The sequence below is a fragment of the Gemmatimonadaceae bacterium genome (assembly GCA_020851035.1).
In the GTDB taxonomy this organism is placed as follows: domain Bacteria; phylum Gemmatimonadota; class Gemmatimonadetes; order Gemmatimonadales; family Gemmatimonadaceae; genus JACMLX01.
The window spans coordinates 51,051-62,064 of sequence record JADZDM010000031.1; the positions used below are offsets into that span (position 1 = coordinate 51,051).

10 protein-coding genes are annotated in these 11,014 nt (G+C 70.7%); 2 read left to right on the forward strand and 8 right to left on the reverse strand.

Annotated features, from left to right (window positions below):
* Positions 1 to 125: 125 nt before the first annotated feature.
* Positions 126 to 2,591 (forward strand): endopeptidase La, encoded by a 2,466-nt coding sequence (gene lon / locus IT355_20060; GenBank protein ID MCC7055576.1) that lies wholly within the window; start codon positions 126 to 128, stop codon positions 2,589 to 2,591.
* Positions 2,592 to 2,664: 73 nt separating this feature from the next.
* A complete protein-coding gene (locus IT355_20065; protein MCC7055577.1) occupies positions 2,665 to 4,224 on the forward strand; it encodes a DUF445 family protein in 1,560 nt (519 codons plus the stop codon).
* 24 nt (positions 4,225 to 4,248) lie between these two features.
* Here the strand turns inward: IT355_20065 and IT355_20070 are convergent, their stop codons facing one another.
* The 8 genes from IT355_20070 to IT355_20105 all read right to left on the reverse strand — a co-directional run bounded on the left by IT355_20070 (position 4,249) and on the right by IT355_20105 (position 11,014).
* A complete protein-coding gene (locus IT355_20070) occupies positions 4,249 to 4,722 on the reverse strand; it encodes a hypothetical protein (protein ID MCC7055578.1) in 474 nt (157 codons plus the stop codon).
* A 77-nt stretch (positions 4,723 to 4,799) separates the two neighbouring features.
* On the reverse strand, positions 4,800 to 5,768 hold the full coding sequence (locus tag IT355_20075; protein MCC7055579.1) for an acyl-ACP desaturase: 969 nt from the start codon (positions 5,766 to 5,768) through the stop codon (positions 4,800 to 4,802).
* Positions 5,769 to 5,971: 203 nt separating this feature from the next.
* Positions 5,972 to 7,201: a hypothetical protein gene (locus IT355_20080; GenBank protein ID MCC7055580.1), complete on the reverse strand. Its 1,230-nt coding sequence runs from the start codon at positions 7,199 to 7,201 to the stop codon at positions 5,972 to 5,974.
* Between the two features lie 27 nt (positions 7,202 to 7,228).
* Positions 7,229 to 8,068: a prepilin peptidase gene (locus IT355_20085; GenBank protein MCC7055581.1), complete on the reverse strand. Its 840-nt coding sequence runs from the start codon at positions 8,066 to 8,068 to the stop codon at positions 7,229 to 7,231.
* A gap of 4 nt (positions 8,069 to 8,072) precedes the next feature.
* Complete coding sequence (locus tag IT355_20090; protein ID MCC7055582.1) at positions 8,073 to 8,825, reverse strand: RNA methyltransferase; 753 nt, start codon at positions 8,823 to 8,825, stop codon at positions 8,073 to 8,075.
* 22 nt (positions 8,826 to 8,847) lie between these two features.
* Complete coding sequence (locus tag IT355_20095; protein MCC7055583.1) at positions 8,848 to 9,720, reverse strand: purine-nucleoside phosphorylase; 873 nt, start codon at positions 9,718 to 9,720, stop codon at positions 8,848 to 8,850.
* Between the two features lie 2 nt (positions 9,721 to 9,722).
* On the reverse strand, positions 9,723 to 10,784 hold the full coding sequence (add, locus tag IT355_20100) for an adenosine deaminase (protein ID MCC7055584.1): 1,062 nt from the start codon (positions 10,782 to 10,784) through the stop codon (positions 9,723 to 9,725).
* Entirely contained in the window at positions 10,781 to 11,014 is a 234-nt protein-coding gene (locus tag IT355_20105; GenBank protein ID MCC7055585.1) for a hypothetical protein, read from the reverse strand. The genes add and IT355_20105 overlap by 4 nt, the downstream gene beginning before the upstream one ends.

Genomic DNA, 11,014 nt, shown 5'->3' on the forward strand with positions numbered 1-11,014 from the left:
CCGCGCCGACACTTCGCCTGTGCCCATCCGGGCTGTGACGGCTGGCGTAGAAGGCAGGTCCGAACGATTCTTAGGGTCTGCCGGGAACGGCAGATGAGACCGCGCTTACCTTTTGTCGGAAACCGATGACTCACTCCCAACGACGGGACGAGATCCTTCGCGCCGAACTGCCGCCGACGCTGCCGCTGATGGCACTGCGTTCGACGATGGTCTATCCGCTCGGCACCATCGCGGTGCAGATGGGCAGTCCGGAGAACCTCGCGCTGCTGCGCGCCTTCGATGAGCCCGGTGTGGTCGTGGCGCTGGTCGTCGCCGGCGGCGAGCTCGAGGATGCGCCGGACGCCGAGGAATTCATCGGGAAGATCGGGGTCGCGGCGCGGGTGCACGAGCGCATCAACCTGCCAGGCGACACGGTCCAGATCACGCTGCAGGGGCTGCGGCGCATCACCATCCAGCGCATCGACCAGTCGTCACCGTTCGTGGTGGCCGGCTGCGCACCGGCCTACGACGTGCTCCCGCCGGCATTCGAGGTCGAGGAACTCGTCACGCGCATCGTGAGCGCCACCGAGACCCTCGCCAGCCTCGTCGACCGCATCCCGGGTGAGATCCCGGCGATCCTGCGCATGAACGTCTCGGACCCGGGGCGCTTCGCCGACCTCGCCGCGACGAACCTGAACTTCAAGATCGCCGACAAGGACGACGTGCTCCAGAAGCTCGACGTCGGTGACCGGCTCCGCTTCATCCTCGGCCGCCTGGAGCGCGAAGTGGCCCGCGCCCGCGTCATGGATGACGTGAAGAAGACCACCGAGGTGAAGATCGAGCAGCACCAGCGCGAGTTCTTCCTCAAGCAGCAGCTGCGCGCGATCCAGACGGAGCTTGGCGAGACCGACCCCGGCGAGCGCGAGAGCACCGAGTTGCTCCGGCGCATCGACGAGGCGCACCTGCCGGAGAAGGTCAGCCTCGAGGCGCGCCGCGAGTGCGAGCGCCTGCGCATGCTCTCACCGGCCAGCAGCGAGTACCAGGTGCTGCGCACCTACCTCGACTGGGTGCTGTCGCTGCCGTGGTCGAAGAAGTCGGGTGACCGCGACATCTCGCTCGACAAGGTCAGCTCCGCCCTCGACACGCGGCACTACGGCCTGGGCGAGGCGAAGGAGCGCATCATCGAGTACCTCGCCGTGCGCAAGCTGCGCGGCGGCGACCCGGCCGGCCCGATCCTCTGCTTCGTGGGCCCGCCGGGCACCGGCAAGACCTCGCTGGGTGAGGCCATCGCCACCTCCATCGGGCGCGAGTTCCACCGCATCTCGGTGGGTGGAGTGCGCGACGAGGCGGAGGTGCGCGGCCACCGCCGCACCTACGTGGCCGCGATGCCCGGCCTGCTGATCCAGGCGCTGCGCCGCACCGGCGTGCGCGACCCGGTCGTGATGATCGACGAGATCGACAAGATGGGCACCGGCGGCGCCACCGGCGACCCGACCGCCGCCATGCTGGAGGTGCTCGACCCGTCGCAGAACAAGACGTTCGTCGACCACTACCTGAACCAGCCGTTCGACCTCAGCTCGGTGTTGTTCATCTGCACCGCGAACAACCTCTACGACATCCCTGCCGCGCTGCGGGACCGCCTCGAGGTGATCCGCATCGCCGGCTACACGTCGGAGGAGAAGGTGCAGATCGCGTGGCGCTACCTGATCCCGAAGCTCTGTGCCGAGCACGGGCTGACGGAAGAGGACGCGGTGTTCACCGACGAGGCGTTGCAGTTCATCGCGGCGCGCTACAGTCGTGAGGCCGGCCTGCGCAACTTCGAGCGCCAGGTGGCGGCGGTGCTGCGCAAGCGCGCCCGCCGCAAGGCCGAGGGCGAGATGGAGCCCTGGACGATCACGCCGCAGAAGGCCGAGGAGCTGCTCGGCGTTCCGCAGTTCGCCGCCGAGGAGACGGAGCAGGAACCGGAGGTGGGGGTCGTGACCGGCCTGGCCTGGACGCCGAACGGCGGTGAACTGATGCTGATCGAGGCGCTGAAGATGTCGGGCACCGGCCGCCTCACGGTCACGGGGCAGCTCGGCGAGGTGATGCGCGAGTCGGTCGATGCGGCGTACTCGTACGTCCGCTCGCGCAGCGGGCTGCTGCGGATACCCGACGAGGAGTTCCGCGACACCGACCTGCACATCCACTTCCCCGCCGGCGCGATCCCGAAGGACGGCCCGAGCGCCGGCCTGGCGGTGACGCTGGCCATTGCGAGCGTGCTGAGCGGCCGCCGCGTGCGCCGCGACCTGGCGATGACCGGGGAGGTCACGCTGCGTGGCAAGGCGCTGGAGATCGGCGGGTTGAAGGAGAAGGTGCTCGCCGCCTACCGGGCCGGCCTCCGCGAGGTGATCGTGCCGCGCGGCAATGCGAAGGACATCCGGGACATCCCGGCCGAGGTGCGCGAGCGCATGACCTTCACCTTCGTCACCGGGATGGACGAGGTGCTGGACCGTGCCATGCTCCCGCTCGAGGCCCCGGTGGACGCGCGGGACCCCGACGAGGAGGAGGGGGACGGCGGGCAGGTGGTGCTGCCCTTCCCCGAGCGGGCCGCGGCGGCACACGGGGCGCCGTAGCCCCGCAGTGCCACATCACCATCGACGCGCCGCGTGACACACACGCGGCGCGTCGTGCGTAGAATGCACTGACATGGCATCACACCTCTGGCGCGAGTTCGCGCTCAACGTCGTCCTGCACAGCCTGGCCGGCGGCCTCACCGACACGGTGGCAGTCTGGATGCTGTTCAACCCGCACAAGCCCTTCCTGGGCGTGCAGGGAGCCATCCCGAAGAACAAGGCGCGCCTCGCGGCCAGCATCGGGAAGGTGGTCGGCGAGAAGTTGCTGACGCCGCAGGACATGCTCGCGGAGCTGACGCATGGCGGCATCCGCGATGCGTTCAACACGCGGGTGGCGACGGTGGTGCAGGGCCTCCTCGAGACCGAGCGGGGCTCGCTGCGGAGCCTCGTGCCGCCGTCGATGAGCGCGGAGCTCGAGCATGCGCTGCAGGGCATCGGCACCACGGTGGCGGAACGGGTGGAGCTGTGGGTGGAGAGCGACGAGGCGCGGCCGGTGGTGATCGCGTTCGTGGCGCGCCTGCGGGATGCGATCGGCGACCAGACGCTCTCGGATGTCCTCCCGGCCGCGCGGCGCGCCGCCCTCGTGGACCAGGGGCGGGCGCTGGCCCTCACGCTGGCGCACAGCGACTCGGTGGCGACGGCGGTGGCTGGCAGCGTGCGGGCGCAGGCGGCTGCGCTGCTCTCGCGCGACGAGCCGATGCTCACGACCATGCCGCCCGAGCTGAGCGTGATGCTCGATAAGGCGGTGCACGCCTACATCCCGGTGGTGGTGGACCGCCTCGGCGCGTGGCTGTCGCAGGCCGAGAGCCGCGAGACGGTGAAGCGCACGCTGCAGGGCGTGATGTCGAAGTTCGTGACCGAGCTGCGCTTCCACGAGCGCGTGCTGGCGCGCTTCCTCGTCACCGAGCGTGCGCTGGAGAAGGCGCTCGACGCCCTCGGCGGCGACGGCGTGGACGAGCTGTCGTCACTGCTGCGGGAGCCGGCGATCCGGGAGCAGGTCACGCGCGCGGTGCGCGACGGCGTCGAGTCGCTGCTGCGCAAGCCGCTGCGCGACATCGTCGGCACGCGCGATCCGGCGAAGGTGAGCGCACTCGCCGACAGCCTGTCGAACGGCGCGCTCCGCCTGCTGCGGGCCGAGTCCACGCAGGCGTTCGTGGCCGATCGCATCGAGTCGGCGCTGGAAGGCGTGGCGCACCGGCGCCTGGACGACCTGCTCTCCGGGGTGAGCAACGAGACGATCGCCGGCTGGATTCTCGAGGCGATGCGCGGCGATGCCACGCAGCAGTTCGTGCGGGACACGGCGGCCGGCGTGGTGCAGAAGGCTCTCGACGCGCCGATCGGCCGCCCCGCCCGATGGCTCCCCGAGCACAGCAACGAACGGCTGGCCGGCATGCTGGCGCCGGCGATCTGGGACTGGATCGTGGAGGCGCTGCCCGGGCTGGTGCAGAAGTTCGACGTGCCGGCGCTGATCGAGCGCAAGGTGAACGAGTTCAGCACCGAGCGCGTGGAGGAGATCGTGCGCGGCGTCACGCAGCGCGAGCTCAACCTGATCATCAAGTTCGGCTTCGCCCTCGGCGCCGTGATCGGCGTGGGCACCTTCTTCATCTCGCAGGCGATCCGCGCGCTTCCCTGACGGAGTCGCGCGGCCGCCGCGGTGTCAGTTGACCGGCGTGGACAGGCTGATCGTGACCGGCGCCGACACCTTGCCGCCCCGGACGATGGCCACCAGCACCTGCTGCGCGATGAAGGAGCTGAGCACCTCACGCTTGGTCGTGATGCCGATCAGCGTGGCGTCACCCGGCATGGCGACCCGGGCGTAGGACGGCGCGCCGACCGGGAGGATCAGCACCGTCTGGAATGGCTCGGCGGCGCTCACGGCGAGCTGCGCACTCGCGAAGTTGACGAGCGATCCGGTGAGCGTGACGACCGGGGGGGCGACGGTCGGATCGGGGGTGGGGAGCGCACCGGCGCCGGTGGAGTACCCCGACCCGAACACCACGAAGTTCAACCCGCCCACCGTCACGCCGGGGTCGGCCTGCGGCGGGTCCGTGATCGTGCTGCCACCGCATCCCGCACCGCCCGCCAGCAGCAGCGCCGCGAGCGCAAGGAACCGCCTCCTGGACTGCTGCATCCGCGCCTCCGTGTGTCGGTGTGCGACGACCAGCGGCCACAGGCGTCACGCGCGGAAACGTACCCCGCGCGAGGGGATTAATCCATCGCGAATTCGCGGGCGAAGGCCACGTCGAAGGAGAACGTCTTGGCGCGGCTGCGGGTCTCCATCATGTCGGCCACCCGCAGCAGGCGGGCCGGAACGGCCATGATCTTCTCCTGTGCCTTCCGGCCCAGGTCGTCCAGCCCCGTCACGGCGCCGATCGCCCAGAAGCGGATCAGCTCCTCGACGATCCGGAGGTAGTCGCGCGGGCCGTAGATGCCGGCGCGCCGCACCACGTCGGCCATGTCGCGGAAGTGCGGCATGCTCACCCCCGGCATCTCGATCGACGGCATGATCTCGGCCGCGGAGAGCATCGCGCGATTCGGGTCGCGCTCGAGCACCGCCTTGAAGATCGCACGGTAGAAGGTGTAGTGCCGGGCCTCCTCCTTCGCGACGTTCGACAGCACCTCGCCGATCAGCGGCTCGAAGCTGCCGGCGAGCTTGCCGGTGTTGGCGTGGCTCACCTGCGTCGCACGTTCCTGCAGCGACGTGTACACGAACACGCGGTACGGATCACGGTCCCATGCCGGTGCGAACCCGGCCTTCAGGTACTCGAACTGCATCCGCTCGAGCACGGGATTGTCGAGGATCCGGCTGTCGTGCATGTAGTCGTGCAGCACGGCACCGTGCCGGTCCTCCTCGGCCGTCCAGAGGTTCGTCCACTTGTGCCAGAACGACTCGTTGCCGAGGTACACCGCCAGCAGGCGGTGGAAGTGCGGCAGCCCCTCCTCGGTGAGGAGGTTGAGCGCGAGCGCGACGCGCGCCGGCGTGGAGATGCCGGCGCTGCGCTCGCGCAATGCCCGCAGGTACGCGTCGGGATCGGTGTCCGGCGCCGGCGCGAGCAGTTCACTCGGGAACCAGAGCACACGCTTCGCTTCGTGCGCGACCATCAGTTCATCCACGAGCGGCTCGAGATCCGAGAGAACCTCGACCTTCGCCAGCAGGTCGTTCGAGGGAGCAGTCATGCGGCGGAATATGGAGGAAGGGCTGCCATGCCGTCGGGGGTGCCAGCCCCGGCCACGCGAGCACCTGCGCCGTGGTGACGGAGCTGTCCACCGAATCTGTCTCCTGCCCGCACGCGCGCCACTCCGGGCCCGCCACATGCCCCGCGCCATGCGGCACGAGCCCCGTCGCGCAGCGTCCGCCAATGCGGACGCGCCTGCAGCACTCAGCGCGGCGTGATGCTCACGGCCGAGGCGGCCACCAGCAGCTTCGTGACAGACGCAGGCACATCCTCGAGGATCGTGATGTCACGCGCGCCGGACTTCTCGGTGCGGACCGTCACGCGCCGGCCACCACCCAGGACCTCGCGACGCCCCTCGCGCGACACCACCTCGGCGCCGTAGCGCTTCGCCATCGCGGCCGCCATCGCCTCGGCAAACTCCTCCGCATCGAGCGCGGTGTCCCACGTGCTCACCCACACCAGGCCATCACCACCCGGCATCGTCACGGCGGCGTAGCGATCCCCGTCCTGCCCGCGTGCGGCCGCCGAGGCCCGCCCGACATCACCGAGCAGCTCGGCCAGCGCCAGCCGCGTCTCGAACTCACCGAAGCTGTTCGCGTAGGCCTCCGTTGCACCGGCGAGGGTGAAGCGCACCTTCTCGGCCGGGTTGCCCTGCGCGCCCCACCGTTCCCGGTGCAGCACCTGCGAGGTGCTCGTCGGCAGCGCGGCCAGCAGCGCGGCGCCGGTCGTGCCGTCGTTCAGGACCGTCCGCACGAACTCGGCGCCACCGATGTAGGGAAAGAGCAAGCCCTCGGCGATGAATGCCGGCGCCGCGCTGAACGCGGGGTTCGCCGCACGTGCCTCACGGATGCTCTCGCGCGCCTTGTCCCACGCGATCGTGCGCGCGGCATTGCCGACCATGATGAGCGTCGCGTGCCCCTCGAACACGGCCTGCGCCGCCTCGACCAGGTCATCGTCACCCGGCAGGTTCTGGATCGAGTCCAGGTTCACGTACTGGTCCTGCAGTGCGTGCGTGAGTTCGTGGCGGATCACGGTCTCGCGCTCGACGCCGGCACGGCCCTCGACGACGTAGAGGGTCTTGGTCTTCGGGTCGTAGTACCCGACCACCTGCTCGGTGAGCAGCGTCGTCAGCATCCCGATCACGTCCACCGAGTCGGCCACCACGCCGAGGCGCTTCCAGACGCGGACCTTCGCGTCCAGGTCGCGACGGACCTCGGGGCGCGCGAACTGCGCGATGAGGAACGCCTGCACCTGCGCCTGCGTCTGCGCGGCCACCTTCGGCGGCTGCTTGAACGTCATCCCCGCCGCTTCCTCGACCTTCGGCAGCAAGGCGGTGACCTCACCCTGCAGGTCGCCGGCCTTCGGCATCGGCTTGCGGTCACAGGCCGCGAGCGCGGCCAGGGCGAGCAGGGTCAGGCGGAGTGGTCGGCGCACGGAGCGGTTGAGCGGGACGGCGGAAGGTCAGTGGAGCGGGACACCGAGGAACGTACTGCCCCACTCCAGCAACCGGCTGCCGCCCACCAGCATCACCACCGCAGCGGGCGCGAGGAAGACGCCGAACGGCACCAGCGGCGGCTCGAACTCGCGGCCCTCGCGGCGTGCCCGCAGCCACGCGATCGGGTAGACGAGGCAGAGGAACGCCGCCGCACCCAGTGCCGCGGCCACGAACACCGTGATGATCGCGCGCGTCGGGCCGACGGCGGCGCCCACGACGGCCATCAGCGTGGCATCGCCGAACCCCATCGCCTCCTTCTTCAGCGCAACCTCGCCCAGCCAGCCGATGATGGCGATGAAGCCGGCACCGGCGCACGCGCCGTAGATCGCCTCCACCGGCGGTGCGAACCACTGCTCGCCGCCGCTGTTGAAGAACGCCACGACGCTGGTGGCGAGCACGAACAGGAAGCCGAACACCGTGAAGCCGTCGGGAATCACGTAGTGCTTGGCATCGGTGAGGGTGATGCCGAACATGATCGTGGCGAAGGTCGCCAGGCGAAGGCCGTCGAGGCTCCAGCCGCCGAGCGCCGCCGAGGCCGCCCAGATGCCGGCGACCGCGAGTTCGACCAGCGGATACTCGATGGAAATCGGCAGCGCGCAGCCGGCGCAGCGGCCGCGGAGCCGCAGCCACCCGAGCACGGGCACGTTCTCGTGCCAGCGGATCTCGCGCTCGCACTTGGGGCAACGGCTGGCGGGCCGCACGACCGAGAGGCCGGCAGGCCAGCGCGAGACGCAGACGTTCAGGAACGAGCCGAAGCACGCGCCGAAGAGGGCCGCGCTGGCGAGGATGACGAAGGTGGCGTCCACGGAGTCAGCGAAGGGCGAACAGGAAGATGCCGGTCGCGACGGCCACGTTCAGTGACTCGACGGCGGCGCTGATGGGAAGCGCCACGGTCGTCGCGACGAGCGATTGCACCGCAGGAGACAGGCCCGCCCCCTCGTTCCCCACCGCCAGCGCCCACTGCGCGGGCACCGGCACGTCCTGGAGCGGAGTTCCGGCAGCATCGGCGCCCCACAACGGGACGCCGCGCCCCCCGAGGAACGAACCAAGCTCTTCCGCAGTGCAGGTCAGGGTGGGATGCACGAAGTGACTGCCCATCGCGCTCCTGACGACCTTCGCGTTCCAAAGGTCAACTGTTCCCGGCAGGGCGACGGTGGCGGTCACCCCGAAGGCGGCGGCGCTGCGCAGGATCGTGCCGACGTTGCCGGGGTCCTGGACGCCGTCGAGGACCAGCAGGTGCAGGGGGGACGCCGTGAGGGCGTCGAGGGACCAGCGCGGGACGGACGCGACGGCCAGCACCCCCTGCGGCGCGTCCGTGCCGGCGGCGGAGTCGAAATCGCGCTCCGAGACGTAGGCCACCGGGATCCCGGCATTCGCGGCCCGGTCGAGGAGCGCCGCAGCGCGCGGCACCTGGGCGGCGACGTCCGCAGCCAGCACACCCTCCACCGCCAGGCCGCTCTGCAGCAGTTCCTCGACCGTGCGCAGTCCCTCGGCCACGAAGCGGCCGCTGCGTTCGCGCGCCTTGCGGCGCTGCAGGTCCCGGGCAACGGTGAGCAGGCTCACGACGGCATCCTGGTGCGGGTGGTCAGAGTCCGGCGACGACGGCCGTGACGAGATCCTGGAACCGTCCCGCGGCCTCCCTCGACTCGTGCAGCACCTCGTCGTGGCTGAGCGGCTGCGCGGTGTAGCCCGCGGCGGCATTCGTGATGAGGCTCACGCCGGCACAGCGCATGCCAAGTGACCGCGCCGTGATCACCTCGGGCACCGTGCTCATGCCGACGGCATCGGCGCCCAGCTTCTCCAGCATGCGCACCTCCGCCGGCGTCTCGTAGGTGGGCCCGAGCAGGCCGCAGTACACGCCCACGTCGAGCCGGATGCCCAGCCCACGCGCCGCCGCGTCGAGCTGTGCGGCGAGCGGCGCGTCGTAGGGGGCCGACATGTCCGGGAACCGCGGCTCACCCGGCTGCACCGGGCCGCACAACGGATGCCGGTTCATCAGGTTGATGTGATCGTCGATGCGCATCAGCGTGCCTGGCGCGAAGGTGCGCCGGATGCCCCCCGCCGCGTTCGACACGATGAGGGTGCGCGCGCCAAGGGCGTGCATCACCCGCACCGGGAAGACGGCGACGGCGGCCGGGTGCGCCTCGTAGAGATGAAACCGCCCGGCCAGGCAGATGACGGGACGTCCCGCCAGCGTCCCGGTGATCAGGGCGCCGGCGTGCCCCTCCACCGTGGCAGGGGGAAAACCCGGCACGTCGTGGAACGGAATGCGCACTGCGTCGCTGATGCGGTCGGCGAGCCCACCCAGGCCGGAGCCGAGGATGATCGCCGCCACCGGGTCGGGGATCGGTCGCGGCACGAGCCGACGCACGACCGCCGCGGCTTCGGCGGCCGCCGCGCTGCCGTATCGCGCCTGCAGCGTCGCGTCCGTGATGACAGGCACCGCCGCCGGATGCATGGTCATGCCGGTGCCCCGCCGCGCAACAGCGCCGCGATCTCCGACTCCATGCGCGCCACGAGCACCTGCTTCTCCGCCACGGGGAGGAAGCTGCTGCGGAAGCCGTCCAGCGCCATGCCGGCGATCTCCTCGATGGTGCAGTCACAGCTCGTCGCCGCGTGGTGGTACTCGTCCACCAGCGTCGTGCCCGACATCAGCCGGTTGTCGGTGTTGAGGCACACGTTCATGCCCCGCGCGAGGAACTGCTTCAGCGGGTGCGTCTCGTATCGGTCGGTCACGCGGGTCTGGACATTGCTGGTGAGGCAGAGCTCCAGCGCGATGCCACGTTCATGCACCTCCTCCACCAGCGCGGGATCCTCGAGCAGGCGGGTGGCGTGCCCGATGCGGTGGGCATGGCAGTCGTGCACCGCCTGGCGGATGGAATCGGCGCCGTCTCCCTCCCCGGCATGGCAGGTGCAGGCGAGGCCGTGCTCCTTGCAGTACTCGAACGCCGCCGCATGACGCGAGGCCGGGTTGCCGAACTCGCCGCCGGCGAGGTCGAACCCCACCACGCCGCGCGCCTGGTAGCCCACCGCCAGGCGCGCCAGGTCGAGTGAGAGCACCGGGTCGTAGTGGCGCAGGCTGCACACGATCAGTCGCGCGGTGACGTCCGCCTCCGCCTCCGCCTTCCGGATGCCGCGCAGCGGGGCCTCGATCGCCTCGGCGAGCGACAGCCCCTCCAGCGTGTTGAGCGGCGGCGCGAAGCGCATCTCGATGTACTTCACCCCCTCCGCCGCGACGTCGATCGCCAGCTCGTATGCGATCCGTTCCAGTGCCTCGGCGGTCTGCATCACCGAGAGCGTGGTGTCGAAGCGCATGAGGTAGTCCTCGAGGTTCCGGGCGTCGTCCACGCGCATGTAGTCGCGCAGCGCCTCGGCGTCGTCGCGCGGCATCGCCACGCGGTACTCCCGCGCCAGCTCGAGCATCGTCTCCGGACGCACCGAGCCGTCGAGGTGGCAATGCAGCTCCGCCTTGGGCAGTCGACGCAGGAGCGACCGGTCGGAGGCCACCGGCACCGGGCTCACGACGCGGCCTCCGTGCCACGCTCGCGATTGGCGACGGTGCGGTAGATCACGCCGCCGTAGGCCGCGGTGCCGGGCGGGACGGGCAGGCCGCGGCTGTCGGCGATGAGGCGCGTGCCGGCCGCCACGGCGTCGGCCTCGGCGGCGTCGGCCGCGCGGATGGCATCGAGGGCGGTGGCTCCGGCGGGGACGTCGTACCCGCGGGCGTTCACGAACACACGGACGGTGGACAT